The sequence below is a fragment of the Pseudomonas sp. GW456-E7 genome (assembly GCF_059424105.1).
Genome location: NZ_JBWKZB010000019.1, coordinates 41,547 through 67,874, shown reverse-complemented (window position 1 = coordinate 67,874; position 26,328 = coordinate 41,547). Strand labels below are relative to the sequence as shown.

Below are 26,328 nucleotides of genomic sequence, written 5' to 3'. Positions count from 1 at the left end.
CAACGGTTTCAGCGAGCAATCAGCTGGCTGACGATTTGCCGCATGGGCTCGGTGTACGGCGCACGCATCAGGTCCGGGCCATCGGCTGCACGCAGCACCGCCTTGGCATGGCTGAACGTGCGGAATCCATCAAAGCCGTGGTAGCAGCCCATGCCACTGGCACCCACGCCGCCAAAGGGCAACGTCTCGACACCGGCATGGCGAAGTACGTCGTTCAGGCACACGCCGCCAGAACAGGTACGGTCGAGCACCCTGGCTTCTTCAGCCGCATCGCTGCCGAAGTAATAAAGACCGAGTGGGCGTGGGCGCGAATTGATGAAGGCCACGGCATCTTCGATGTGCCTGTAGGGCTTGATCGGTAGCAGCGGGCCGAAGATTTCGTCCTGCATGACCTGCAGGTCATCGGCTGGATTGCGCAGCAGGGTCGGAACGATTTTGTGGTGCGCCTGCCCGCAGAAATCCTCGGCCGCAGGGTTCAGTTCGATCAGCTCGACGCCGCTGGAGCGCGCCTCGCTCAAATACCCTTGCAGGCGTTCGAAATGGCGTGCATTGATGATCGAGGTGTAATCGGGGTTGTCGAGCAGTGTCGGGAACAGCGTTGCGACGGTTTCCCTGGCCATGCCGATAAAATCCTCGACCGATTCTTCCGGTACCAGGACATAGTCCGGCGCCAGGCAGATCTGCCCTGCGTTATGCAGCTTGCCGGTGAGGATCTTCATCACCGCCGCCTGCAGATCCGCCGAGCGGGAAATGATGGTCGGTGACTTGCCACCCAGCTCGAGAGTGACGGGCACCAGATTCTCCGCGGCGGCCCGCATGACCTGCTTGCCGATGCTGGACGCACCGGTGAACAGCAGATGGTCGAAGGGCTGCTCACAAAAGGCCTGGCCCACCTGCGGACCACCCGTGAACACCGCCACCTCGTCCTCGGCATATACCGAGCGGATCATCCCGGCGATCAGCTCGGACGTACGCGGGTTGAATTCCGATAGCTTGATCATCACCCGATTGCCCGCCGCCAGGGCGCCGGCAAGGCCCGAGAAGACCATGGTCAGCGGGAAGTTCCAGGCGGTGACGATGCCGACCACGCCCAGTGGCTGATACTGGACCCAGGCCTGCCCCCTGTCTGTCTCGCGGGACTCTGCCTGCATCCAGCCGGCAACCTTGGCCTTGGTGTATTTCAACGACGCCAGAGGGCTGAGCACATCGAAGACACGGGAGAAGTCTTTGCTGCGATGTCCGAAGTCGGCTGCCAGCGCTTCGACGATATCGTGCTGATGATCCACCAGCAGGCCAATCGCACGATCGATCAGCTCGCACCGCTGTTGCGCGCTCCAGGGTTCGTTGCTCAGGTAGGCGGCACGCTGTTTGTCCAGCACCGCTAGAATATCGGCATTACTCAGACTCATGGGGTTCTCCTGGTCCAAGCGCAGCGCCGTTGATGGGCGCGCGAATTATTTTTGTAGTTGTGGACAGCGATACTAGGAAGGCTGGCGCCGTCAGGCGACACCCGAAGGGAGGAATGTAACGATGGTCCAAAAGAACCACTGGCGGGCGTAGTCACCGGGCAAATGCCCGCGCGACAAGGGCCGGGTCATCGACCGGCGGGCAGACGTCACCCTCAGCGATGCGCGGGGGGCTATCCTCTATTCAACCGGTTGGCCGTAGCGTGTATCGTGCCGCGAAATATTCAGGTCAATTCAGTCGGAAGTTCAGTCAATGCCCAATCAAAGGGATACAGCCCCCAGCTCCGAAAGCACGGACGCTACGATCTGTGCAGTGACTTCAATTGACGCGACAACAGCGTGCAGCCGTGTTGCAGTCAATAAATTCTCCGCCCCTCTGGATGCCGTCAGTCACCTCAAACGCAGCGTTTTACTGTCACAGATCGAGCGCGCTACCCAGGCCCGTCTGATCCTGCTGTGCGCCCCGGCCGGCTACGGAAAAACCACGTTGCTGCTGCAATACAGAGAACATTGCCTGGCCGCTGGGCGGCAGGTGCTGTGGTGCAATCTCGATGTGGCGGACAACGATTTGCAGCGCTTCGTGCAGCTGATTGCCAGCGCCATGGAAACGCTTTTGCCCACAGTGCAGGATGAACCCCCTTCTCAGGGCCCTGACTCACAGCCCATCTCCCGGCTACTCGAAAGACTGGCCCGACATGACCGGCCATTGACGTTGCTGCTGGACGAGTTCGAAGAGATCGATAACCCTGCGGTGACGGACTTCGTGCAGCAACTGCTGAAGGTCTTGCCCGCGACGGTGACCCTTGCCATCACCACCCGCCGGTTGCCGAAACTGGACCTGGGTCGCTTGCGCGCCAGAGGGCATTTGCTGGAGATATCGCTGGATTCGTTGCGCTTCACACTGGACGAAACCAGCCATTACATCCGCGACAAATGCTCACTGGCCCTTCCCGATACCGACATTGCCGCGCTCTACACGAAAACCGAGGGCTGGATTACTGCTATTTATCTGGCGACGCTTTCCATGCACTGGCGCAAAGACTATTCAGCGTTCATTTCCAACCTTTCAGGTTCCAACCTGGAAATGGCAGAACTGCTGGCTGAGGACATCCTTTCACGCCAGAGTCCGCAGTGCCGTCAGTTTCTGCTTCAAACCAGCCTCCTCGATCAGTTCAGCGCACCGTTATGCGATGCGTTGACGGGCAAGAACAACAGTGAGGAAATGATTCTCCAACTGGAACAGAACAATCTGTTCATCGCGCCCGTGGACGACGAGCGTCAATGGTTTCGTTACCACAGCATCTTTGCCAGTTTCTTGCGACACATGCTGGACCGTGAATATCCTGGGATGTCCCGGGAGCTGCATCTGGACGCGGCGCGCTGGTATTTCGCGGAACACCGTGCCGCCGATGCCATCGAGCATCTGTTGTCGGCCAAAGACTACGTGGAGGCAGCCACGCAACTGGTCAACCTGTTCACCGAGCTGGTGGAAACCGATCTGTCGCGCCTGATGTTGCGCTGGGTCGAGCAGATACCCGAAGCGGTACTGGATCGCTTCCCCACCTTGCGTCTTGCCTACGCCTGGGCGCTGATCCACGCGCGCCGCCACCAGGATGCAATGAAGGTCATCGAGCAGGCTGCGCCCAGCCAGGAAGCGGAATCCCTGCGCTGCATGTTACTGACGCTGACCGACCATCTGGAACAGGGCTACCAGGCCGGCCGCGCGCAACTGGCTCGTTTGTCTGCCGATGAGGATTACCAGTACCGCATGGTGGCATTTGCATTGGCGGTCAGCATGATCGGCACCGGTCGCTACGATGAGGCCAGACGGCTGCTCGTGGCGATCCCGCAACGCCCTCGCCAGCACCCTTCCACGTACCTTCTGACCGTCGTTGATTGCCTGTCGGCGGTACTTGATCTTATTCAGGGCCAGCTCGACACGGCCTTTACGCGCTTGCAGGCGGCCGCCGCGAGGCCGCCTGAAACCCTCAAGGGCGTTACCCCGGTCGGATACCCGTCGCTGGAAGTGACTTTGGGCCAGGCGCTTTACGAGAAAAATCGCCTTGATGAGGCCGCGTATCGCTTGAACAAGGTTTTTGCATACACCAAGGACAACAGCTCGCGCGACACCTTGATCCTCAACCGCGTCTTGCTGGCCCGCATTGCGTACCTGCAGGGTGACAACGAAAGCTGGAAACGCAACCTGGCCGATCTCGAGCAACTGGGCCAATTGGCGGACTGCCCACGCATCATCTGCTCGGCGTGGCTAGAGCGTGCCCGCATCGCCACCCTGGAAGGTCGCCTCGACACGGCAGAACACGCCCTGCGTACGATCGAGCAACTGAGTGACTGGTTCGATCCCGCCCTGATGATGCATGGCAACGATGTCGATACCCCATTCGTGGCACGGCATCGACTCTACATCGCCCAGCGAGACGATCGCGGGTTGTCGGCGCTGCCGCCAGCCATCACCGAAGCACAGCACCGCCATCATCATCGACGCGCCCTGAAGTTGCGCGTGCTTTACGCCTTGGCACTCAATGAACAGGGGCAAAGAGATGCTGCCCTGGCAGAGTTGACGGTGGCATTGCGTGTCGCCAGCCATCCTGGATTCTTGCGCCTGTTTTTCGATGAGGGGCCGAAGATGAGTGCACTGCTCGAGCGCTGGTCCGTGACCTTTCATGGCCAGGGTGCTGCGCTCGGTATCGAGCCGGAATTTCTCAATGAATTACTGGCTGAGATTACCAACCCTCGCGTCATGACAGAGTCCGACGTTGAGGACGTTTCATCGGCATTGAGCGTTCGAGAACTTCAGGTGCTGCGTCTGCTGGCCCTCGGTTATCGCAATCGCGAGATCGCCGAAAGGATCTTCATCTCCGAACTGACGGTCAAATCGCACCTGCGCAAGATCAACACCAAACTCGGTGCCCGCAGCCGTACCGAGGCTGTTTCCATTGCGCGCTCCAGCGGCCTGCTCGATTGATCGAGTTGACGCGCACCGACCCGATCGCGGATGAACGCATCCGTCCTGTAGGAGCTGCCGCAGGCTGCGATCTTTTGATGTTGCTTTAAAAAATCAAAAGATCGCAGCCTCGTTTCACTCGACAGCTCCTACAGGGATCGAACTCGGTGCCCGCAGCCGTACCGAGGTTGTTTCCATTGCACGCGCCAGCGGCCTGCTCGATTGATCTGGTTGATGCTCACGGATGAACGCATCTGCCCTGTAGGAGCTGCCGCAGGCTGCGATCTTTTGATGTTGCTTTAAAAAATCAAAAGATCGCAGCCTCGTTTCACGAGACAGCTCCTACAGGGGTACGCTTGTGTAAAAGGACAAAAAACCGGGCACCAAGGCCCGGGAAGAAGGGGTAAACCGCGAATCAGATCGTTAGGGTCATGTGTTTCTTCAGTTAGCGTGGGCCACCCGCGCAGAACAGCACCTGACCGGAGCAGAAGTTCGATTCCGGCAAGCAGAACAACACCACCGAACCGGCCGCTTCTTCCGGAGTTCCAGGACGTCCCAGCGGGATACCATTTTTGGCCCGTGCCACCAGTTCTTCGCTGATGCCAACCTTGATCGTGCGTCCTTCGATGTCGACGGTCGCCGCCTCAGCACCTGTGTAAGGGACGGTCAAACGCGTTTCGATGTGACCGAAAGCGATGGCGTTGACGTTGACCTTCAACCGGCCCCACTCCTTGGACAAGGTCTTGGTCAGGCCCAACACGCCGGCCTTGGCGGAAGAGTAGTTACTCTGGCCGACGTTGCCGTTAGCCGCACCGGAAGAAATGTTGACGATCTTGCGAAACACTTCGCGGCCTTCACTCGCTTCCTTCTTGGCCAGCGCACTGATCACCGGCTGGGCGGCGCGCAGGATCCGGAACGGTGCGGTGAGGTGGCAATCGACAATGGCGTACCACTGCTCATCGCTCATCTTCTGGATCACATTGTCCCAGGTGTAACCGGCGTTGTTGACGATGATATCGATGCCGCCAAAGCTGTCGACGGCGGTCTTGACGAAGTGCTCCGCGAAGTCGGGCGTCGTCACGCTGCCGACGCAGGCAACCGCTTCGCCGCCACTGGCACGAATTTCTGCGACCACTTCTTCAGCGGGTGCAGCATCGAGGTCATTGACCACGACACGAGCGCCATAAGCGGACAACTGCAGGGCAACGCTGCGGCCAATGCCACGACCGGAACCGGTTACCAATGCGACTTTACCTTCGAGCTTTCTCATTGATGCTTCCCTTGAATACTTCAGACTGAAAGGGTGTGCACCTGTGGCAGGTGCACTTGCGGGGTTAACCGCGACCGTAAAGGGTCACGACGCAGGCGCCGCCCAGGCCGAGGTTGTGTTGCAAGGCATGGTGCAGGCCTTCGACCTGACGCTCCTGGGCGGTGCCACGCACTTGGTGCGTCAACTCGTAGCACTGCGCCAGACCGGTGGCGCCCAGCGGGTGGCCCTTGGAAAGCAGACCGCCCGACGGGTTGGTCACCACCTGGCCGCCGTAGGTGTTGTCGCCGTCCAGCACGAATTTCTCCGCACCGCCGACCGGGCACAAGCCCAGCGACTCGTAGGTCAGCAGTTCGTTGTGCGCGAAGCAGTCGTGCATTTCCGCCACACGAATATCCTGCGGCCCCACGCCAGCCGCTTCGTAGACCTGATGGGCCGCGCGCTGGGCCATGTCGAAGCCGACCATCTGGATCATCGACTTCGGCTCGAAGGACACGGCACTATCGGTGGTCATCGATTGGGCCAGAATCACCACATCGGTACGCAGGCCATGCTTCCTGGCGAAAGCCTGGGAGCAAATGATCGCAGCCGCCGCGCCACAAGTAGGCGGACAGGCCATCAGGCGCGTCATCACGCCTGGCCAGATCACCTGGTCATTCATCACGTCTTCAGTGGTGACGACTTTGCGGAACATCGCCAGCGGGTTGTTGGCGGCGTGGCGACTGGCCTTGGCGCGGATCGCGGCGAAGGTGCTCATCCGGGTGCCGTACTGTTGCATGTGCTCGCGTCCTGCGCCGCCGAACATTTGCAATGCACCGGGAATATCGCTGACGTCGCTGGCCAGGGCATCGACGACCGCCTGGGCTTTTTGCATCGGCCGTGGGCGGTCGGTCCAGTTGCCTTTCAAGGCACCGGGTTGCATTTGCTCGAAACCGAGGGCGATGGCGCATTCGACCGCGCCGCTTTCGACGGCCTGCCGGGCCAGGAACAGCGCACTGGAACCGGTCGAGCAGTTGTTGTTGACGTTGACCACCGGAACACCGCTGAGCCCGACTTCATAGAGAGCAGCCTGGCCACAGGTGGAATCGCCGTAGACATAACCGACATAGGCCTGCTGGATCAGGTCATAGCTCATGCCTGCGTCTTTGAGGGCCAGGCGTACGGCTTGCGAGCCCATTTCGATGTAAGTGCCACTGGTACCCGGCTTGACGAAAGGGATCATGCCGACACCGGCAACGTACGGTTTTTGCGACATCGTTCGTGTACTCCATGTTCGATGGACAGATTTCGCGTGAGCGAGGCGTGGCGGCCTCGACTGGCTGGAAGCAGTCGAGGTGCAGGTTTTTTCTGGTTGATCAGGAATCAGGACACGGCACGTGGGTGCTTGTCCCAGAACCGCGCGCGCAGTTCGTTCTTCAAGACTTTGCCCACGCTGGACAGTGGCAACGCGTCGACGAAGGTCACGCTGCGCGGGCACTTGTAGCCGGCAATGCGTTCGCGACAGTGGTCGATGACCGCTTCGGTGCTGAGCTGGGCGCCGGGCTTGAGGATGATTTCCGCGTGTACGGTTTCACCCCACTTCTGGCAAGGAATGCCAATCACCGCGCACTGGGCGACAGCCGGATGGCTGGAGATCGCACTTTCCACTTCGGCCGAGTAGATGTTCTCCCCACCGCTGACGATCATGTCCTTGAGCCTGTCGCAGACGAAGATGAAGCCGTCTTGATCCATGTAGCCGCCATCGCCGGTGTGCATCCAGCCGCCGCGCAGGGCCTCGGCCGTCGCTTCGGGATTTTTCCAGTAACCGAGCATGATGTTCGGACCGCGTACGCAGATCTCGCCAACGGTGCCGCGGGGGACTTCCCGATCCTCGGCATCGACGATGCGCACTTCCACGCAACAGACCGGCAGTCCGGCGGAATACATCTTGCCGCTGGCCTGGTGTTCGGCCGAGTGGTACGCCGCACCCAGTTGGGTCGCCATGGGTGACAGTTCGGTCATCCCGTAGCCTTGGGTAAAGCCTGCACACTGGAAGGCCAGGCGGGCGCGATCAAGCAGTGCCGGGGTGATGGGGGAAGCGCCGTAGCTGACGGTGCGCAACGAAGCGAGGTCGAGCTTTTGCGCTTGCGGGTGGCTGTCTCGCCAGTCCAGAACCATCTGGATCATGGTCGGTGCCAACAGAATCTCGTTGATTTTTTCTCTGTCGATGGCTTCCAGCACGCCCTGGGCGGTGAAGGAAGGCAACACCACATGAGTACCGCCAGTGATGAACAAAGCTGTCATCGCAGCAAAATCAGCCAAATGGAACATTGGCATCGAGTGCAGAAAAACCGTATCCCAGCCAAACCGCCCGCCAATCAGGGAGGCTGTTGCCGAAAAGTACAAATTGTTGTGACTGAGCATCACGCCCTTTGGAAACCCGGTCGTACCGCCGGTGTAGAAAATCCCCAGGAGCGAATCGCCGCCGCGGTGTGCGTCCTCCACCGGCTCCGCCCCCTCGATCAACGCCTCATAGCCCAACATGCCTTCGGGCGTTTCGCCGTCACCGGCATAGATCAGTTGGCGAACGGTTTTGGCCTCGGCAAGAATTCTCGTACCCAGGTCCTTGAAGTTGTCATCGACGATGAGTAATTCGGTTTCAGAGTCATCCAGCGAGTAGATGATTTCTGCCGGGCTCCAGCGAAAATTGACCGGGTTCACCACGGCATCCGCCCAAGGCACCGCCAGGTTGTATTCGATGTAGCGCCTGGAGTTGAGCGACAACATGGCCACACGGTCACCGCTTTTGACGCCAAGGGATTTCAATGCGCCGGCGAATCGGGCGACCCGTTCTCCCAGCTCGGCATAAGTGAGGCATCGATCCGGGCTGCGGATCGCGATGGCGTTCGGGCGGCACTGCAGATGCCGGTGCAAACCTTGGGTGATGTACATGCGAAACTCCGATCTACTTATTATTAGCGGGTTGAATCACAGCGACTGTCGCAAAAACCTGGTTGCCGCCCGTGGCCTTCCCTGGCCATACACAGGCGACGAATTACAGTGACCGCGCGACCACCTCGCGCTGGATCTCGTTGGAGCCGCCGTAGATCCGTGCCACCCGGGCGTCCGCCCACATGCGACCGATCGGGTACTCGTTCATGTAGCCATAGCCACCGAACAGTTGCAGGCAGCGGTCGAGCACTTCGCTTTGACGCTCGGTGAGCCAGAACTTGCCCATCGAGGCCAGCGTGGTGTCGAGCGTGCCGTCGATCCAGCGACCGACAATCAGGTCGGCAAATGTCCTGGCGGCCAGGACCGTGGCCTTGACGTCCGCCAATACAAAGCGACTGTTCTGGAATTCGATCACCGGTTTACCGAACGTCATGCGCTCCTTGGTGTATTCCAGGGTCAGGCGCAGGGCACGTTCCATCACGGCGACGGCACTCAAGCCAATTTGCGCGCGCTCGTAGGGCAGTTGGCTCATCAGGGTGTAGAAGCCTTTGCCCTCTACACCACCGAGCAGGCAATCTTCCGGTACTTCAACGTTGTCGAAGAACATCTCGGAGGTGTCCTGGGCATGCATGCCGATCTTGCTCAGCAGCTTGCCGCGCTGGAAACCCGGACGTGTGGTATCGACCATGAACAGCGAAACACCTTTGGCGCCCTCGCCCGCGTCAGTCTTGGCAATGACCAGCACCATGTCGCAGGTCTGGCCGTTGCTGATGAATGTTTTGGCGCCGTTGATGACGTAGTGGTCGCCTTTTTTCACTGCACGGGTGCGCACTGACTGCAAGTCGGAACCTGCGCCCGGCTCGGTCATGGCGATGGCACAGATGATTTCGCCGGAACCGATCTTCGGCAGCCAATGCTTTTTCTGCGCTTCGGTGCCCGACTCCAGAATGTAGTGCGCCACAATGTGGCTAAGGCCAGTGCCCAGGCCACCCCCATTGGCCGCCATGGTTTCGATCACGCAAGCGTAGTGCCCGATATGGCCACCGGCACCACCGTACTCTTCGGCCACGTCGGGCAGGATCAACCCCAGCTCGCCAGCCTTGAGCCAGGCGCTGCGATCAGCGTAATGCTGCTCGCGCCACTTCAGTTCGTTAGGCTCGATGTACTCTTTGGCAAAGCGCTGGACCATGCCGCTGAACTCTTCCAGGTCATCGGTTTTCCAGGGCGAACGGTAATTTTCCAACATGGCATATCCCTTGAGCGCCAAGGCTGATCGCCCCGCTCATGAATGTCGAAGTTGATTGCGATTGCACACCCGCCGATAACATCGAAGCGGGCATGCACACGCATTGCTTAGAAGTTGGAGCCAGGTCCGCCACCGCAGTACAGGGTCTGACCGGAAACGAAGTTGGATTCCGGCAGGCACATCAGCACCACTGCGCCGGCGGCCTCTTCGGGTTTGCCCGGGCGGCCCAGAGGGATCGTACGGCTGGCACCGTCAACCATGGCTTGCTGGACGCCGACCTTGATTTCGCGGCCTTCGATGGTCACAGTCTTGCTGTCATCGCCCGCCAGCGGCTGGGTCAGGCGGGTTTCAATGAAACCGAAAGCCACGGCGTTGACGTTGACTTTCAGACGGCCCCACTCCTTGGCCAGCGTCTTGGTCAGGCCCAGGATCCCGGACTTGGCCGATGAATAGTTGCTCTGCCCGGCATTGCCGCCCGCAGCACCGGAAGAAATATTGACGATCTTGCGGAACACTTCGCGGCCTTCGGCAGCCTCTTTCTTGGCCATGGCGCTGATGACCGGTTGAGCGGCGCGCAGAATGCGGAACGGCGCGGTCAAGTGGCAGTCGATGATCGCGTACCACTGTTCGTCGCTCATTTTCTGGATCACGTTGTCCCAGGTGTAGCCGGCGTTGTTGACGAGGATGTCGATGCCGCCGAAGTTGTCCACCGCCGTCTTGACGAAACGGTCGGCAAAATCCGGAGCCGTCACGCTACCGACGCAGGCCACCGCCTGGCCACCCGCAGCGCGGATCGCCGCAACCACTTCTTCAGCCGGTGCGGCATCCAGATCGTTGACCACCACATGAGCGCCTTCAGCGGCCAGTTGCTCTGCCACGCAGCGGCCGATGCCACGACCGGAGCCCGTTACCAGGGCGACTTTACCTTGCAGTTTTTTCATCATTTCCCACCTTGTTTTTTGTTTTCGATTGACCGTGCCGGGCTTGCCGGTTCACGGCGATTTCAGCTTCGCCGGCCCGCTACGGGCAAGCGTTGTGGAGTCTCATCCTAGGGACGCGGACCTTGGGCAGCGACCGCCGAAAGTAGGAACTGACGGAGCAAACGCAAGGCGCTCAAAGGAAGGATTCAAGGGAGTAGCGCCGGAACCAGGCCTGCACGCTGGCAGGCGGGCGTTCACCCGGCTGCCTGGCTTAGCGACAAAAACAACAGGAGAACCGCTCGATGTCGACAGTGGAACTGGCCTTGGCCGAGCTGCAGCAAAACCTGCAAGCAGGGGCTGTATTGTTGAGGGGGCCGGGGATGATTTCTGCCCGGGGGGGCGATGTTTGATCGGCCGATGTTGCCGCCGTCGATGGCATCAGCATGACGCGGGGTTCAGTCTGGTGGGCATGCTTGAAGTGAGCGCCGCAATCCTCCACACAGGAGGACTACGGCGTCGGGTGGAGTATCACTCAGTGCGCACGCACGCGCATCATCCGCAGCGGGGTGTAGGTCAGGACCGTCTCGCCACGCTGGTTGATCACCGCATTGCGCGTGCGTACCAGGCCACGGTCGGGCCTTGAAGTGATGCGGTGCTCGATCACTTCACATTCGACATGCAGCGTGTCGCCGACAAAGGTCGGGCCTTGCATGTCCAGTTCGGCATTCAGGAAAGCCATGCCACTGGCCTGGAACGAAGGCGCGACCAGCCCCTCGGCGAAGGTGTACACCAGCCCTCCGGGTACCACACGGCCGGTAATGCCCATTCGCGCGCGATCGGCGGGATCGGCGTTGGTGAACAGTTCTTCGGTGAGCCAGGTCAGGTTGGCGAAGTTGACCAGGTCGGTCTCTGTCACCGTGCGTTTGCGACTGTGGAAGCGCGTCCCCAGCGGCAGGTCGTCACAATAGATACCGACCTCGATCGAGACCGTATTATTGTCGGGCATGTTGGACCCTCAATATGACTTGGGCATGCCGAGGACTTTTTCGGCGATAAAGCACAGGATCATTTCCCGGCTGATGGGCGCGATGCGCGGGATCAGCGACTCGCGCAGATAACGCTCCACGTGATACTCCTTGGCGTAACCGTATCCACCATGGGTCATGACCGCTGTCTCGCAGGCCTTGTAGCCAGCCTCGGCCGCCAGGTATTTCGCCGCGCCCGCCTCGACCCCGCACGCCTCGCCCCGGTCGAATTTGCCGGCGGCATGAAAGGCCATCAGGTTCGCAGCTTCCAGTTCCATCCAGCGCTCGGCCAATGGGTGCTGGATCGCCTGGTTCTTGCCGATGGGGCGATCGAAGACTTCCCGTTCCAGCGCGTATTGAGTGGCGCGTGACAGTGCGACACGGCCCAGGCCGATGGCCTCGCCGGCGACCAGAATGCGCTCGGCATTCATCCCGTGCAGGATGTAGCGAAAGCCCTGGCCTTCTTCACCGATGCGGTCCTGCACCGGGACGCGCAAACCGTCGATGAATACCTGGTTGGTGTCGATGGCCTTGCGGCCCATTTTTTCGATTTCATGGACTTCGATGAAACGACGGTCGAAGTCGGTGTAGAACAGGCTCAGGCCTTCGGTTTTGTGCTTGACCTGATCGAGCGGCGTGGTGCGTGCCAGGATCAGCATCTTTTCGGCGATGCTGGCGGTGGAAATAAAGGTTTTCACGCCATGCAGTACGTAATGGTCACCCTCGCGGACAGCGCGAGTCTTCAATTGCGTCGTGTTCAAACCGGTGTTCGGTTCAGTCACTGCGAAACAGCACCGGTCCTTGCCGGCGATCAGCGGCGGCAGCATGCGTTGTTTCTGTTCTTCGCTGCCGAACACCACCACCGGGTTCAGGCCGAAGATGTTCATGTGAACCGCCGATGCACCGCTCATGCCCGCGCCGGATTCGGCAATGGCCTGCATCATCACGGTGGCTTCGGCGATACCCAATCCAGAGCCGCCGTAGGCCTCGGGGATGCAGATGCCCAGCCAGCCATCCTTGGCCAGCGCCTGATGAAAGTCAGTAGGGAAACCGCCGGTGCGGTCCTTTTCCAGCCAATAATCCGCATCGAAACGCTCGCAGATCTTGAGGATGGCATTACGAATTTCACGGTGTTCCGGGGACAGGTCCATGGTCATGCTGGATTTACTCACTCGATAGAAGGAACCCCGAGAGCGGGTCGCAGCCGCAAAGTCAGGGCAGTCTCAGGCTTTCCAGGCGGCCTCGGGATCGCCATCGCGCAGGGCGGCCATCACCTGTTCAGTGTCCGCACCGCGGGTCGGGACTTTGCCGGGCGTCACGCGCTGGCCGTCGAAGCGTGGTGCAGGCGAAACCTGCAACAGGCCGTCACGTTCGAAATAGATGCCGCGGGCTACGTTGTGCGGATGGGTGGAGGCTTCACGAGGGCTCAGCACCGGGGCGAAGCAAACGTCGGTGCCTTCTAGCAGATCACACCAGTATTGACGGGGGCGGCTGGCGAAGATGTCAGCAAAGTCGTTGCGCAGGGTTGCCCATTGCGCCATGTCCCATTGCCTGGCAAAACGCGGTTCGTCCTGCAGGCCGAGCTTTTCCAGCAGCAGCGCGTAGAACTGTGGCTCCATCGAGCCCAGGGCGATGTAATGGTCGTCGGCACAGCGGTAAGTGCCGTAGAAGTGCGAACCGTCGTGCACGCTCTTGCCGCGTTGCTCCTTGAGCAATCCCCTGCCAGTGAGGGCCATCATCAACTGCATCATGTGCGCCGAGCCATCGACGATCGATGCGTCGACTACGGTACCCTTGCCCGTGTTGCGGGCGTTGAGAATGCCCGAGAGCAGGCCAACAGCCAGATACAGTGCGCCGCCACCGATGTCACCGATCAGCGTGATGGGCGAAGACGGTGCTTCACCGTCGGTGCCGCTGTGGTAGAGCGCACCGGACAGCGCAATGTAATTGTTGTCATGGCCAGCGGCCTGAGCCATTGGCCCTTCCTGGCCCCAGCCGGTCATGCGCCCATAGACCAGTCGCGGGTTGCGAGCCAGGCAGACATCCGGTCCCAGGCCCAGCCGCTCCATGACCCCCGGACGCATGCCTTCGATCAGCGCATCGGCGCTCTCCAGCAATTTCAGTACGGTCTCTCGACCTTCCGGGGTTTTCAGGTCGGCCACTACCGAGCGCTTGCCTCGATTGAACGGGTTGGCCGCCGCGTTGGCCTGACCGGTAATCGAGGTCGAGGCTTCGCGCTCGACGGCGATCACGTCCGCCCCAAGGTCGGCCATGTGCATCGCGCAAAACGGGCCGGGGCCAATGCCGCATATTTCTACAATTCTGATACCGCTGAGCATGGTGATTCCTCGTCGTGACACGGCGATCTGCTGCCTGATGACCCGTTGGCGCAAGGCTGCGCGGCATCGGGTCATTTCACGCTAACAAAGGAATCCTCCCCTTCTCGCCTCCCCGCACCGGGGGGCGCTCTAAACCATTTCGAGTACAACCACCCCCACCCAGTGCAGGGGGGCGTTGAGACGAGCGCGCACCGTTATCGTCGAAAGTCGTATCGCTCGATAAAACCAACAAAAGAGAGACACCCATGAACAACGCCTCACTTCCACGCGGGTTCCTGCAGGTCGGATCAGCGTCCACTTCCTGGCTGGCCGCGGCGCAAAGCGCGATATCTCCGGCAAAGGAGATGGTCAAGACGGCCAACCGACGCGCCGCCTGACCGATTTCCCGTGTTGCCCTTGCGCCAGGGTCTCGCCCCGGTGCCGGGGCTGCTGCTCGACGAGCAGCGTCATTGATCAAAGTGGAGGACATTCCAATGCCTGCCAGCAAGACGATCAGCGCGCCTTTGGCCAGTTACGCTGTTGATGCTCACGCCCTGTCACCCAAGTACACCAGTGCCCATGAGTCCGAGAGCCATTTGTTGCGCAGCGGACTGCTCGAACAGATGGATAACGCCAAGTCCGCCAAACTGATCCTGATTCGCGCCGCCGCCGGCTTCGGTAAAACAACGTTGCTGCAACAGTACCGCCAGCGCTGTCTCACAGCGGGCAAGCGCGTGCTGTGGCTGAACCTGGAAAGCGCTGACAATGATCTGCAACGTTTCACCTCGTTGCTGACCAATGGCCTCAAGCCTTTGCTGGAGCCGCGTGGTGTTGCCAATCAACAGAGCCAGGACTTGTCGGGGATGGTTTCATCCTGCGAGATACCCTTGATTATCTGTCTCGACGAATTCGAAGTGATCCATGACGTCGAGGTGCTCGACTGTGTCCAGCACCTGATTGACGTTCTACCGGCCAACTGTGCGCTGGCCATCACCTCGCGGTCGACACCCGGCCTTGGCCTGGGCCGTATTCGCGCACGCGGACATATGCTGGACATCAAGCCTGGCGACCTGCGTTTTTCTCTGGAGGAGTCCACCCGATTTCTGCGTGAAAAACGCAAGATTGCCTTGCGGGACAAGGAAATCAGCATGCTCCACCGTTGTACCGAAGGCTGGATTACCGGTCTCTACCTGGCCAGTCTGTCCTTGCAGGGGCGCGATGACCATGAAGCGTTTATCGCGTCCTTCTCCGGATCGAACCTGGAGCTGGCCGAATACCTCACCGAAGACATTCTCGCCAGGCAGTCCGAGGAGTGCCGCGACTTCCTGATGCATACGAGCATCACCGGGCAGCTTTGCGCTTCCCTGTGCAATGCGCTGACCGGACGCAATGACAGCCAGGCAATGATCGAGCAACTGGAACGTACCAACCTGTTTTTGCAATCGGTCGACAGCCAACAGCAGTGGTATCGCTACCACTCGCTTTTTGCCAGTTTTTTGCGCGATGCCCTGGACCGCCTGCACCCAGGCAAGGTCAGGCAACTGCATGCAATCGCGGCGCAATGGTTTCTTGAGGCCGATCAGCCCATCCGTGCCATCGAACACTTGTTCAGCGCAGATCTTGTCGAGGAGGCCATTACTCAGTTAGCCACTCACCTCGACAGTTTGATCGACAGTGGCCGCGTTTTATTGCTGTTACGATGGCTGGATCGCGCGCCTGAATCTGTTCGTGACCGTTACCCGCATCTCAACCAGGCCTATGCGTGGCTGCTCGCGCTCAGCAATCGCCTGCAAGAAGCCAGACAAGTCGCAGAAAGACTGGAGCGATTGGCCGGCCCGGCTTTTGGCTACGTTCCTCAAGTCATTCACTGCCTGCAGTTGAGCATCAGCGATCAGGTCGATGAGTGCTGTGCGGTGGGCCGGCAAGTGCTGAGCCAAATCCCCCCAGGCGACGTTCACCTGCACGGCGCACTCGTCCACTGTGTCGCCATGAACCTGCTTTCCAGCGGGTGTCATGAACAAGTACAGGCGCTGCTTTCAGCGATGTTGCAGCGGGACAAGCGCCTCAACCCCTCTTTTTTGGGGTACACCCTCAACTTCGTTGCCGGCATCCAGGATATGATCCAGGCTCGCCCAGGCAGCGCCCTCAGCCGCTTCCAGGCCATGCGTGACGCGCCAAGGAAAGAATACCCAGGACAATCCCAGGACACTCGGGTAGCGCTGGACGTCATGTTCGCGGTGCTGCATTACGAAGCTGGCCAGCTGGATGAGTCCTCGCAGTTGCTGACCAATGCCCTGCCCTTCACCCGGTATTTCAGCTCGCCGGATATTCTGATCGCCAGCCATGTCCTGTCAGCGCGAATCGCTTACCTGCGCGGTGATCGCTCAACCTGGCAGCGCTGCCTGGTGGATCTGGAGCAACTGGGTCGGGAGGCCACCTCAGAACGGATTGGCTGCTCGGTATGGCTGGAGCGCTCACGCGTGGCCATCGTGGAAAACCGGTTGGACATGGCGGAGCAGGCGCTGCACTCGGCAGAACAAATGAGCGAGTGGGACCGCCCTGACCTGGTGAAATTCGCCAGCGACGTCGACACGCCCAGTATCGCCCGCCAACGGCTGCGCATTGCCCGGGGCGAATATGCACTGGCAGCCCGGTGCCTGCGCCAGGCCATCGACGATGCCCGTCGATATCAGCACCATCGCCGTGAACTGAAGCTGACCCTGCTGTTGGCATTGGCCCTGGACGGAATGGGCGACCAACAACAGGCATTCGACACCCTGCAGTTGGCGTTGCGAGCGGCCAGTCATGAGGGATTGCGGCGCACACTGGAGGACGAGGGTGAGTCGCTGATGCAGTTGCTGATTCGCTGGTCGAAAAGCCCTCAGGCCGCCAAAGCGGTGGGCATCGAACCCGGCTTCATCGAGTCGCTGGTCAGCCAGTACGACGTGTCTCGTGTCTCCCCGGCCCGCCAACTGCTGACGGATCGGGAGTTTCAGGTCCTGCAGCTGCTGGCCGTGGGGCACCGCAACAAAACCATCGCCGAGAAAATCTTCCTGTCGGAACTGACGGTCAAGTCGCACCTGCAAAAACTCTACGCCAAGCTCGAAGTCAGCGGGCGGACCGAGGCGCTGGCCAATGCCCGGACACGCGGGTTGATTGCCTGAACCCGCCCCCCGTAGGAGCGAGCCTGCTCGCGAAGAACGTCAGGACAACGCGCCCATTCAGACAGCCCGCGTCATCGTTGACGACCATCGCGAGCAGGCTCGCTCCTACGGGGATGTCAGCTGTCATGCCAGCGCAGCGTCTCCTGCGCGGGTGCTCGTGTCGTGTAGAAGCCATTGGCAGGTGAATCGGGGTCGGCATAGCCAAAGGAAACACCGCACACCACAAGCCGATCCTCGTCGATGCCGAAATGTCGCCGCACGAACGCCGAGTGACTGGCCAGCGCGGCCTGCGCAATGATCCCGAGGCCAAGTGCCTCGGCGGCCAGCAGCAAGTTGGCCACGTAGCCGCCGCAATCCACTGCGCCATAAGTACCCAGGGCGCGATCACTGGTAATGATCGCGACATGGGGTGCGTCAAACAGTGAAAAGTTGCGCAAGGTCTGTTGCTGGCTGGCAACCCGGTCACCCGGCGCGATGCCGATGCTTTCATACAGTTGTCGTGCGCATTCACGTCGACGCTGCTGATACACGCCCTGGTATTGATCGGGGAAAGGCAAGTCCGGTGCCGGCGCGCCCGCCTGCAGTTCGTTGACGTAAGCGGCGCGGAAGCGCTCGGTGGCGGCACCCCGGGTCACGATGACCTGCCATGGCTGGGTGTTGCACCATGACGCAGAACGCTGCGCCAGGGCGAACAGGCGCATGATCAGTGCGTGATCGACAGGTTGTGGAAGAAATGCACGGCAGCTGCGACGGCGCTGCAACAACCGCTCAAGCGTCTCAATCGCGGTCGGGTTCATGATCCTGTCTCCATTGATGCAAGCTGATACCAGGCCACGCCCATTGAATCCTCCTTCACCACGACCCTTCCCCGTTCGATCAGCCAGTTCAGATTGGCCAATGCCTCACCAGTGGCCAGCGACAGGAGGTCGTCATCGATCTTGCGCGCAAACAGCACGGGAAACACATCGACGACTCGCCTGGGTGCTTCAGCGAGCAAAACCTCCAGTCGATCCAGAGCACGACGGTGACTGCGGTCAAGGTGATCGAGTCGGGCATGCAAACGCTGGAAGGGATCGTCGTGGGCAGGCAGCACCAGCACATCATCGGGGACCTGCTGGCGGATCTTTTCCAGAGACTGCAGCCAGTCCTCCAGCGGATCGGCACGGGGCTCGGTGGCCTGTACAGAGACGTTCGAGGAGATGCGCGGCAAGACCTGATCGCCGGAAATCAACAGCCTCAAGTCCGGGCAGTAGAAACAGGCGTGTTCAGGTGAATGGCCGGAGCCGGTGATCACCTGCCATTGATGCTCGCCAATGCGCAGCGTCTGGCCGTCGCGCAGACGGCAGTACTGTTGCGGCAGCGGATGAATGATTCTTCCATAGCGGCCATAGCGACGACGGTAATCCTCCAGCGCAGCAGCGTCCCAACCGGCGCGGTGGTAGAAGTTCACATGTTCGATGGGCGCCTCGCGCCCTTCTTCGGCGACCAGTACCTGGCAGGTCATGTATTCACCGAGCGTCATCCACAGATCACATCCGTATTCACGGGTCAGCCAACCCGCCGTGCCGACGTGATCCGGGTGCATGTGAGTGACCAGGACTCGACTGAGTCCTGCGCCCCCCAGTGGAGCATCGGTGCCGATCAGCCTGCGCCAGGCTTGCAGGGTCGCCTGGGTGTGCATGCCGGTGTCAAAAATCGCCCAGCCCTGTGCATCGCGTACCGCCCACAGGTTGATGTGCGACAGCGAGAGTGGCAACGGCATGCGCAGCCACAACACGCCCGGGACAATCTCCTTGGCCATGCCGGGTGCCGGGGGCTCGCCGCAGGGGTACACCAGTGGTATCCGTGATGGCGGGCGTGGAAGGGTTCCTTTGTTCAAGGTTTCGCGCCCTCAGTCAATGGTCGGGCGGGAATGACCAGTAACAGCACCCGCCACTCCCGGCCCCGGTTATCGGTGTGAACGGTGATTTACAGAGCAGCCTGCAATTGAGGTACGGCCTCGAACAGGTCCGCTACCAGACCGTAATCGGCCACCTGGAAGATCGGCGCTTCTTCGTCCTTGTTGATCGCAACGATCACTTTGGAGTCTTTCATGCCGGCCAGGTGCTGGATCGCGCCGGAGATACCGACCGCGATGTACAGCTGTGGAGCCACGATCTTGCCGGTTTGGCCGACCTGCATGTCGTTGGGCACAAAGCCGGCATCGACCGCGGCGCGTGAAGCCCCTACCCCGGCGCCCAGCTTGTCGGCCAGGGCGTACAGGTATTTGAAGTTGTCGCCGTTCTGCATGCCACGACCACCTGAAACGACGATCTTGGCAGCGGTCAGTTCCGGACGATCGGATTTCGCCAGTTGCTCGCTGACGAAGGAGGAGGTTCCTGCGTCGAACCCGTCGGCGATGACTTCGACCGTCGCCGAACCACCAACAGCGGCAACCGGATCGAAACCGGTGGCACGCACGGTGATCACTTTCACTGCAGCGTTCGATTGCACGGTAGCGATGGCGTTACCGGCGTAGATCGGACGCTTGAACGTATCGGTGCTTTCTACCGAAATGATCTCGGAGATCTGGTCGACGTCCAGCAACGCCGCGACCCGTGGCAGGGTGTTCTTGCCGTTGGACGTGGCAGGCGCCAGGACGTGGCTGTAGATCGTGGTCTGCTCTATCACCAATCGTGCTACCAACGGCGCGACATTTTCCGGCAGTTGATGAGCAAAAGTGGCGTTGTCGGCCACCAGCACTTTCGCCACGCCAGCGATTCTGGCAGCGGCTTCAGCCACGGCGTCAACGCCAAGACCCGCAACCAGCACGTGGATGTCACTGCCTATCTTTGCGGCGGCAGCTACGGTGTTCAGCGTGGCCGGGGCCAGCACTTTGTTGTCGTGTTCGGCGATTACCAAGATAGTCATGATTCGGCTCCTTAACTCAAAGCACCTTCGCTTCGTTTTTCAGTTTCTCGACCAGTTCAGCCACCGACTTGACCTTGATACCCGCGCTGCGTGCGACGGGCGCTTCGACTTTCAAGGTTGTGTTGGTGGAGGCGGTGGAAACGCCCAAAGCGTCCGCAGTCAGCACTTCGAGAGGCTTCTTCTTGGCTTTCATGATGTTTGGCAGAGACGCGTAGCGCGGCTCGTTCAAACGCAGGTCGGTGGTGACGATGGCCGGCAGTTTCAGGGAAACTGTCTGCGCGCCGCCGTCGATTTCGCGAGTCACGGCCACGCTGTCGCCGCTGATTTCGACTTTCGAAGCGAACGTGCCCTGACCGTAGCCGCTCAATGCAGCGAGCATCTGGCCGGTCTGGTTGTTGTCGCTGTCGATGGCTTGTTTGCCAAGGATCACCAGCCGGGGCTGTTCCTTGTCGACAACGGCCTTCAACAGCTTGGCTACGGCCAGGGAAGTCAGGTCTTCGGCGATTTCTACGAGGATGGCGCGGTCGGCACCCAGGGCCAGCGCGGTGCGCAGTTGCTCTTGAGCGGTGGACGGGCCGACGGAGACGACGATGATTTCAGTCGCAATACCTTTTTCTTTCAGGCGTACGGCTTCTTCCACGGCGATCTCGCAGAACGGGTTCATCGACATCTTGACGTTGGCCAGGTCGACGCCGGAATTGTCCGCGCTGACGCGAACCTTGACGTTGAAGTCGACCACGCGCTTGACGGCTACGAGGACTTTCATTGGTCAGTGCTCCCGATCTCACGGCGGCACTGCGCGGCAGGTTTCTGGCCGCAGGAGGCTGCACCGGCATGTTTTGTCAGAACGACGTGTGGAACTGCCGTACTTGGGTGTTCGATGGGGCTCATCAGTGTGGCTCCTATTGTTCTGTAGACCCATTTTTTCATCTTATGTAGACCCTGATAGCCCCCCAAGGCAGGTGGGTTCTATCGAAAGAGCGGGTCTGCGGCATCCAGAGCATGGGAATCCGTCGACGACCAAACCACCGATAAAGGCCGATATCAGGTCTCTTGAACCTGGTGTGCCGGACTCTTCGCGAGCACAGCGAATCACGCCACCTGCATCAACTTCGCAAACGCCTGCAAATGGTGATCGTCATCGCCAAACTGACGCGCCACCATCAGCAAATGCCTGGCGTGGTGCGACAGCATGTACTCCCAGGTCAGGCCGATACCGCCGTGCAACTGGATACCCTGGTCGGCGACAAAGCGGCTGGCGCGACTGACGATGAACTTGGCGGCGGCGAGGATACGGCTGCGTTCGTCACTGTCCGCCTGGTCGGCCACGCAGGCAGCGAGCAGTGTCATGGACGTGGCCTGGTCCAGCTCGATGCGCATGTCCACCATACGGTGTTGCAGCACCTGGAACTTGCCGATGGGCTGACCGAACTGCTGGCGGGTTTTCAGGTAGTCGAGGGTCAACGCGCACGCCGCTTCCATGCTGCCGACGGCCTCGGCGCATTGCGCGGCGATGCAACGGCCCTGCTGATAACGCAGCGCCGGCAAGGCCTGCCCCACTGCGCCGAGTACCGCACTGCTTTTGACGAACACGTCGTCCAGGTACAGCTCGCAGGCCATCCGCCCATCCTGGGTGGCGAAGTCGCGTCGACCGACGCCGCTGTCTTGCGGGTCGACCAGAAACAGCGTGATGCCCTTCTCGTCCCGACCCCCGTGGCTGGTGCGCGCCGAGACAAGAATCAGCCCGGCGCTCTGACCGCCGATGATCACCGACTTGCGGCCATTGAGCTTCCAGCCGCCGCTGACCGCCTCGGCGGTCGTCTGAACGTCGTGCAACTGGTAGTGACTCTGCGGCTCATCGAGGGCCACGGCCAGTTGCAGGCTGGCGCTGCCGACCTGCGGCAACAGCGTGTCTTTCTGGGCGGTGGTGCCCAACTGGTCGACCAGGCCACCGGCGAAAATCACCGAATGCAGGAAAGGCTCCAGGCACAGGCCGCGGCCCAGCTCGGTCATGATCAGCATGTTCTCCACACCGCTGCCGCCATAGCCGCCATAGGCTTCGGCAAAGGGCACGGCGCAGAGGCCGAGGTCGCCCAGTTGCTGCATGAGCGGGTCGCTGAAGCCGTGTCTGCTCTGGCGATATTGCTCGCGCCGCTCGAAACCATACACGTCACGCACCAGGCGCGCGGCGGTTTCCTGCAGCATCAGTTGTTCTTCTGTCAGTTTGAAATCCATGATCGGGGCGCCTTACAGTTCGAGGATCATTTTCGCGATGATGTTCTTCTGGATTTCGTTGGCGCCGCCATAAATCGAGGCCTTGCGCGCATCCAGGTACTGGTAGGTGGCCGCGCTGCTGTAGTCGGTGTACAGCAAGGGTTCGCTGCCGTAACCCAGTTCATCTTCAATGAACGGCAATGCGTACGGCCCCACGGCCTTGCTGATCAGGTAGGTGATCGCCTGCCGGATCTCGGTACCCTTGATCTTCAGGAACGAGCTTTCGGCACCGGGTACTTCGCCGTTTTGTGTCGCCGCCAGGGTTCGCAGGTTGCTCATTTCGGCCGCCATCAACTGCATCTCGACTTCAGCGATCTGCGTGCGGAACAACGGGTCGTCGATCAATGGCCGACCATCGCGGACTTCCTGGCTGGCAATGCGCTTGAGCCGGGTGAGCAATGCCTTGTTCTGCGCAATCCCGCCGATGCTGGTGCGCTCGTGGGTCAGCAGGTACTTGGCGCAGGTCCAGCCCTCGTTCTCCTGCCCGACCCGATTCGCCACAGGCACCCGCACGTTGTCGAAGAACACTTCGTTGACTTCATGCTCGCCGTCGAGGGTGATGATCGGCCGCACGGTGATGCCGGGGGTTTTCATGTCGATCAGCAGGAACGAAATGCCCCGTTGCTGACGCGCCTCGGGGTCGGTGCGCACCAGGCAGAACATCCAGTCGGCGAAATGCGCCAGCGTGGTCCAGGTTTTCTGGCCGTTGACCACATAGTCATCGCCCTCGCGCACCGCACGGGTTTTCAAGGACGACAGGTCAGAACCGGCACCCGGTTCGGAGTAACCCTGGCACCACCAGTCTTCACAGGAAAGAATCCGCGGCAGGAAGTGTGCTTTCTGCTCGGCGGTGCCGAACTTGATGATCACCGGGGCAACCATTTTCAAACCGAAGGAAGATACTTTCGGCGCCCCGGCCGCAAAGCATTCCTCGTCAAAGATGTGCTTTTGCACATCGCTCCAACCGGTACCGCCGAACTCGACCGGCCAGCCCGGTGCGAGCCAGCCTTGCCGGTTGAGTGTGCGCATCCATTGCACCTGATGCGCTTTGCTCAGGCGCTTGCCCAGGGCAATCCGCTCGGACAGTTCGCCCGGCAAATTGTCGTGCAGGAAGGCCCGAACATCCTGGCGAAAGGCTTGTTCGTGCACCGAGAATTCAATGTCCATCCATCCACTCCCAAAGCATTGGGGCATGCCCACAAACATTGTGGGAGCGAGCCTGCTCGCGAATACGGTTTTAATTCCAACGAAGATGTTGGCTGACATACCGCTTTCGCGAGCAGGCTCGCTCCCACAGGGTTATTCGAAAACAATCACCGAACGCGCCAGTTCACCGCGACGCAGTTCGTCGAACGCCTCGTTGATCTGGTCCAGACGGATGCGCTGGGAAATCATTTCATCGAGCTTGAGCTTGCCGGTCATGTAGAAGTCGACCAGGCGCGGCATGTCGACCGGGAAGCGGTTGGAACCCATCAACGAACCCTGGATACGGCGTTCGTGCAGCAGTTGCAGCGGGTCCAGCTCGATTTTCAGGCCGGGCTTGAGCATGCCGATCACGGTGGCGGTACCGCCGCGCGCCAACATGGCAAAGGCTTGCTCGGCGGTCTGCTTGAGGCCGATGCATTCGAAGGCGTGGTGCACACCGCCACGGGTCAGTTCCATCACTTGCTTGGCGGCATCGCCGTCCCGGCCGTTGATCAGGTCAGTGGCACCGAATTGTTTGGCCAGTTCCAGTTTCGAGTCGAGCATGTCGATGGCGATGATCCGCCCTGCCCCGGCCAGTGCTGCGCCGTTGATGGCCGCCAGGCCGATGCCACCGCAACCGATCACGGCCACGGTCTCGCCCGGCCGCACCTTGGCAGTGTTGAACACCGCGCCGGTGCCGGTGGTCACCGCGCAACCGAGCAATGCGGCGCGGTCCAGCGGCATGTCGCGACGGATCGCCACACAGGCGTTTTCGTGCACCAGCATCTGCTCGGCGAACCCGGACAGGTTGACAAATTGCGGCATTGGTTTGTGTACGTAGGTCAGGCGCGGCTCTTCGTCCTGGTCACGTTTGGTTTCCGGCGACACGCAACGCGCCAAATGGCCGGTCACGCAGTGCTCGCAATGGCCGCAGAACACCGTCAGGCAGGTGACCACATGATCGCCCGGCTTGACCGAACGCACTTCGGATCCGACCTGTTCGACCACACCGGCAGCTTCATGACCCAGCACCATCGGGCCGGGATACGGAAACGAGCCGTCGATGACGTGCAGGTCCGAGTGGCACACCCCCACGGCCTTGGTGCGGATCAACACTTCACGCGGGCCCGGTTTGCTGATGCCCACCTCTTCAATGACCAGCGGGGCTCCAACCTGATGGAATACGGCAGCTTTCATGGCAGTTCTCTCGACAATGATGTGGGGTTCAGGCCAGGGTGGCCGCTGTACGCAAAACGGCTTTGGCATGGCTGAAGGTGCGGAAACCGTCGATGCCGTGATAGGCCCCCATGCCGCTCTGGCCGACGCCGCCGAATGGCAGGCCTTCGGTGCTGGCATGGCTCATCACGCCGTTGAGGGTCACGCCGCCGGAGCAGGTACGGCTGAGCACCAGGGCTTCTTCGGCGGCATCGTTGCCGAAGTAGTACAAGGCCAGCGGACGCGGCCGCGCATTGATCTGGGCGATGACTTCGCTGAGGGTTTCGTAGGGTTTGATCGGCAGCAGCGGACCGAAGATTTCGTCCTGCATCACCTGCAGATCGTCGCCGGGATTGCGCAGCAGCGTCGGTACGATCTTGTTCAGCGGCGACTGGCTGAAATCTTCAGCGCCGGCATTCAGTTCGATCAGCTCGACACCGGCGGCGCGGGCCTCGCTCAGGTAACCCTGCAAACGCTCGAAATGACGGGTGTTGATGATGGAGGTGTAGTCGGGGTTGTCCTTGAGCGTCGGGAAGAACTTCGACACCACGGCTTTGGCCACGGCGATGAAAGCCTCTACCGACTCCTGCGGGACAAACACGTAGTCCGGAGCCACGCACAACTGACCGGCATTGAGCAGTTTGCCGATCACGACCTTGGCCACCGCCTCGTTGAAGTTTGCCGAACGCGAGATGATCGTTGGCGACTTGCCGCCCAGCTCCAGGGTCACCGGCACCAGGTTCTCCGCCGCTGCCCGTAGCACATGCTTGCCGATGCTGGTGGCACCGGTGAACAGCAAATGGTCGAACGGCTGGCCGCAGAACGCCTGCCCGACGTCGGCACCGCCCAGGACCACCGCCACTTCGTCTTCGGCGTAGACCGAACGGATCAGCCGCGCGATCAGCGCCGACGTATGCGGGGTGAATTCCGACGGTTTGATCATCACCCGGTTGCCCGCCGCCAATGCGCCGGCCAGCCCGCTGAACACCATGTAGCCAGGGACGTTCCAGGCCGTGACGATGCCCACGACACCTAGCGGCTGGTATTGCACCCAGGCTTCGCCGGTGCGGGCCTGACGCTGTTCCGGGTGCATCCATTCGGCCAGTTCGGCTTTGGTCTGCTGCAGTGTCGCCAGTGGCGACAGCACTTCACTGCCCTTGGAGAAACCCGGGCTGCGATGACCGAAATCGGCGGTCAGGGCCTCGATGATGTCCTGTTCGTGATTGACCAGCAAACCGATGGCCCGGTCGAGCAATTCACAGCGCTCTTCAAGGGTATAGGGTTCGCGGTCCAGGAAGGCTGCGCGTTGTTTTTCCAGGATCGTGCGGATGTCACAGCTCGTCGAACTCTCGATGGCGCTCATCTCTACCTCTCTTGTTTTGTCAGGCCGCGGCCACGGCCGGGCGGCAATGCACAGGGTCTGGCTGCATGGTTGATCATCGCGG

At 60.7% G+C, this 26,328-nt stretch carries 19 protein-coding genes; 2 read left to right on the top strand and 17 right to left on the bottom strand.

The genetic code is table 11. The annotated features are described in order from the left end of the window. Positions 1 to 8: 8 nt before the first annotated feature. Positions 9 to 1,409, bottom strand: coding sequence for a coniferyl aldehyde dehydrogenase (locus AC07YV_RS14375; protein WP_102700388.1), 1,401 nt, complete (start codon positions 1,407 to 1,409; stop codon positions 9 to 11). A gap of 370 nt (positions 1,410 to 1,779) precedes the next feature. Here AC07YV_RS14375 and AC07YV_RS14370 point away from each other — a divergent pair, with 370 nt between their 5' ends. Beyond that, on the top strand, positions 1,780 to 4,449 hold the full coding sequence (locus AC07YV_RS14370) for a winged helix-turn-helix domain-containing protein (protein ID WP_494990316.1): 2,670 nt from the start codon (positions 1,780 to 1,782) through the stop codon (positions 4,447 to 4,449). A gap of 424 nt (positions 4,450 to 4,873) precedes the next feature. Here AC07YV_RS14370 and AC07YV_RS14365 read toward each other — a convergent pair whose 3' ends face one another. From AC07YV_RS14365 to AC07YV_RS14330, 8 genes are all read right to left on the bottom strand, one after another. After that, complete coding sequence (locus AC07YV_RS14365) at positions 4,874 to 5,698, bottom strand: SDR family NAD(P)-dependent oxidoreductase (protein ID WP_102700386.1); 825 nt, start codon at positions 5,696 to 5,698, stop codon at positions 4,874 to 4,876. 64 nt (positions 5,699 to 5,762) lie between these two features. Continuing rightward, entirely contained in the window at positions 5,763 to 6,950 is a 1,188-nt protein-coding gene (locus AC07YV_RS14360; protein ID WP_102700385.1) for a lipid-transfer protein, read from the bottom strand. A 107-nt stretch (positions 6,951 to 7,057) separates the two neighbouring features. Next, positions 7,058 to 8,626: a long-chain-fatty-acid--CoA ligase gene (locus AC07YV_RS14355; RefSeq protein ID WP_102700384.1), complete on the bottom strand. Its 1,569-nt coding sequence runs from the start codon at positions 8,624 to 8,626 to the stop codon at positions 7,058 to 7,060. A 103-nt stretch (positions 8,627 to 8,729) separates the two neighbouring features. Next, positions 8,730 to 9,872, bottom strand: a complete 1,143-nt coding sequence (locus tag AC07YV_RS14350; RefSeq protein ID WP_102700383.1) for an acyl-CoA dehydrogenase family protein — start codon at positions 9,870 to 9,872, stop codon at positions 8,730 to 8,732. A 107-nt stretch (positions 9,873 to 9,979) separates the two neighbouring features. Further along, positions 9,980 to 10,813 carry an SDR family NAD(P)-dependent oxidoreductase gene (locus AC07YV_RS14345; RefSeq protein ID WP_102700382.1) on the bottom strand — a complete coding sequence of 278 codons (834 nt, stop codon included), beginning with the start codon at positions 10,811 to 10,813 and terminating at the stop codon, positions 9,980 to 9,982. A gap of 511 nt (positions 10,814 to 11,324) precedes the next feature. Further along, on the bottom strand, positions 11,325 to 11,798 hold the full coding sequence (locus tag AC07YV_RS14340) for an FAS1-like dehydratase domain-containing protein (RefSeq protein ID WP_102700381.1): 474 nt from the start codon (positions 11,796 to 11,798) through the stop codon (positions 11,325 to 11,327). A gap of 9 nt (positions 11,799 to 11,807) precedes the next feature. Continuing rightward, positions 11,808 to 12,974 carry an acyl-CoA dehydrogenase family protein gene (locus AC07YV_RS14335; protein WP_102700380.1) on the bottom strand — a complete coding sequence of 389 codons (1,167 nt, stop codon included), beginning with the start codon at positions 12,972 to 12,974 and terminating at the stop codon, positions 11,808 to 11,810. 66 nt (positions 12,975 to 13,040) lie between these two features. Further along, positions 13,041 to 14,156 carry a CaiB/BaiF CoA transferase family protein gene (locus tag AC07YV_RS14330; protein WP_102700379.1) on the bottom strand — a complete coding sequence of 372 codons (1,116 nt, stop codon included), beginning with the start codon at positions 14,154 to 14,156 and terminating at the stop codon, positions 13,041 to 13,043. Positions 14,157 to 14,629: 473 nt separating this feature from the next. On the opposite strand from AC07YV_RS14330, the gene AC07YV_RS14325 reads away from it, so the two are divergent. Beyond that, entirely contained in the window at positions 14,630 to 17,299 is a 2,670-nt protein-coding gene (locus tag AC07YV_RS14325) for a winged helix-turn-helix domain-containing protein (protein ID WP_102700378.1), read from the top strand. A 116-nt stretch (positions 17,300 to 17,415) separates the two neighbouring features. On the opposite strand, the gene AC07YV_RS14320 is transcribed toward AC07YV_RS14325, so the two are convergent. The 8 genes from AC07YV_RS14320 to AC07YV_RS14285 all read right to left on the bottom strand — a co-directional run bounded on the left by AC07YV_RS14320 (position 17,416) and on the right by AC07YV_RS14285 (position 26,246). Continuing rightward, complete coding sequence (locus AC07YV_RS14320) at positions 17,416 to 18,096, bottom strand: nitroreductase (protein WP_102700376.1); 681 nt, start codon at positions 18,094 to 18,096, stop codon at positions 17,416 to 17,418. Beyond that, positions 18,093 to 19,100: an MBL fold metallo-hydrolase gene (locus AC07YV_RS14315; protein WP_102700375.1), complete on the bottom strand. Its 1,008-nt coding sequence runs from the start codon at positions 19,098 to 19,100 to the stop codon at positions 18,093 to 18,095. The genes AC07YV_RS14320 and AC07YV_RS14315 overlap by 4 nt, the downstream gene beginning before the upstream one ends. A 167-nt stretch (positions 19,101 to 19,267) precedes the next feature. Further along, positions 19,268 to 20,209, bottom strand: a complete 942-nt coding sequence (locus AC07YV_RS14310; RefSeq protein WP_102700374.1) for an electron transfer flavoprotein subunit alpha/FixB family protein — start codon at positions 20,207 to 20,209, stop codon at positions 19,268 to 19,270. A gap of 16 nt (positions 20,210 to 20,225) precedes the next feature. After that, positions 20,226 to 20,975 (bottom strand): electron transfer flavoprotein subunit beta/FixA family protein, encoded by a 750-nt coding sequence (locus tag AC07YV_RS14305; RefSeq protein ID WP_102700373.1) that lies wholly within the window; start codon positions 20,973 to 20,975, stop codon positions 20,226 to 20,228. 326 nt (positions 20,976 to 21,301) lie between these two features. Beyond that, positions 21,302 to 22,444, bottom strand: a complete 1,143-nt coding sequence (locus AC07YV_RS14300) for an acyl-CoA dehydrogenase family protein (protein ID WP_102700372.1) — start codon at positions 22,442 to 22,444, stop codon at positions 21,302 to 21,304. Positions 22,445 to 22,456: 12 nt separating this feature from the next. Beyond that, positions 22,457 to 23,650 carry an acyl-CoA dehydrogenase family protein gene (locus tag AC07YV_RS14295; RefSeq protein WP_102700371.1) on the bottom strand — a complete coding sequence of 398 codons (1,194 nt, stop codon included), beginning with the start codon at positions 23,648 to 23,650 and terminating at the stop codon, positions 22,457 to 22,459. A 132-nt stretch (positions 23,651 to 23,782) separates the two neighbouring features. Further along, a complete protein-coding gene (locus AC07YV_RS14290) occupies positions 23,783 to 24,865 on the bottom strand; it encodes a Zn-dependent alcohol dehydrogenase (RefSeq protein ID WP_102700370.1) in 1,083 nt (360 codons plus the stop codon). 28 nt (positions 24,866 to 24,893) lie between these two features. Further along, entirely contained in the window at positions 24,894 to 26,246 is a 1,353-nt protein-coding gene (locus AC07YV_RS14285) for a coniferyl aldehyde dehydrogenase (RefSeq protein WP_102700369.1), read from the bottom strand. Between the last annotated feature and the right edge of the window lie 82 nt (positions 26,247 to 26,328).

Bases quoted from the DNA above. Each gene is read 5' to 3' on its own strand.
- AC07YV_RS14375 (WP_102700388.1), bottom strand. From the start codon at position 1,409: ATGAGTCTGAGTAATGCCGATATTCTAGCGGTGCTGGACAAACAGCGT.
- AC07YV_RS14365 (WP_102700386.1), bottom strand. From the start codon at position 5,698: ATGAGAAAGCTCGAAGGTAAAGTCGCATTGGTAACCGGTTCCGGTCGT.
- AC07YV_RS14360 (WP_102700385.1), bottom strand. From the start codon at position 6,950: ATGTCGCAAAAACCGTACGTTGCCGGTGTCGGCATGATCCCTTTCGTC.
- AC07YV_RS14355 (WP_102700384.1), bottom strand. From the start codon at position 8,626: ATGTACATCACCCAAGGTTTGCACCGGCATCTGCAGTGCCGCCCGAAC.
- AC07YV_RS14350 (WP_102700383.1), bottom strand. From the start codon at position 9,872: ATGTTGGAAAATTACCGTTCGCCCTGGAAAACCGATGACCTGGAAGAG.
- AC07YV_RS14345 (WP_102700382.1), bottom strand. From the start codon at position 10,813: ATGAAAAAACTGCAAGGTAAAGTCGCCCTGGTAACGGGCTCCGGTCGT.
- AC07YV_RS14340 (WP_102700381.1), bottom strand. From the start codon at position 11,798: ATGCCCGACAATAATACGGTCTCGATCGAGGTCGGTATCTATTGTGAC.
- AC07YV_RS14335 (WP_102700380.1), bottom strand. From the start codon at position 12,974: ATGACCATGGACCTGTCCCCGGAACACCGTGAAATTCGTAATGCCATC.
- AC07YV_RS14330 (WP_102700379.1), bottom strand. From the start codon at position 14,156: ATGCTCAGCGGTATCAGAATTGTAGAAATATGCGGCATTGGCCCCGGC.
- AC07YV_RS14325 (WP_102700378.1), top strand. From the start codon at position 14,630: ATGCCTGCCAGCAAGACGATCAGCGCGCCTTTGGCCAGTTACGCTGTT.
- AC07YV_RS14320 (WP_102700376.1), bottom strand. From the start codon at position 18,096: ATGAACCCGACCGCGATTGAGACGCTTGAGCGGTTGTTGCAGCGCCGT.
- AC07YV_RS14315 (WP_102700375.1), bottom strand. From the start codon at position 19,100: ATGGCCAAGGAGATTGTCCCGGGCGTGTTGTGGCTGCGCATGCCGTTG.
- AC07YV_RS14310 (WP_102700374.1), bottom strand. From the start codon at position 20,209: ATGACTATCTTGGTAATCGCCGAACACGACAACAAAGTGCTGGCCCCG.
- AC07YV_RS14305 (WP_102700373.1), bottom strand. From the start codon at position 20,975: ATGAAAGTCCTCGTAGCCGTCAAGCGCGTGGTCGACTTCAACGTCAAG.
- AC07YV_RS14300 (WP_102700372.1), bottom strand. From the start codon at position 22,444: ATGGATTTCAAACTGACAGAAGAACAACTGATGCTGCAGGAAACCGCC.
- AC07YV_RS14295 (WP_102700371.1), bottom strand. From the start codon at position 23,650: ATGGACATTGAATTCTCGGTGCACGAACAAGCCTTTCGCCAGGATGTT.
- AC07YV_RS14290 (WP_102700370.1), bottom strand. From the start codon at position 24,865: ATGAAAGCTGCCGTATTCCATCAGGTTGGAGCCCCGCTGGTCATTGAA.
- AC07YV_RS14285 (WP_102700369.1), bottom strand. From the start codon at position 26,246: ATGAGCGCCATCGAGAGTTCGACGAGCTGTGACATCCGCACGATCCTG.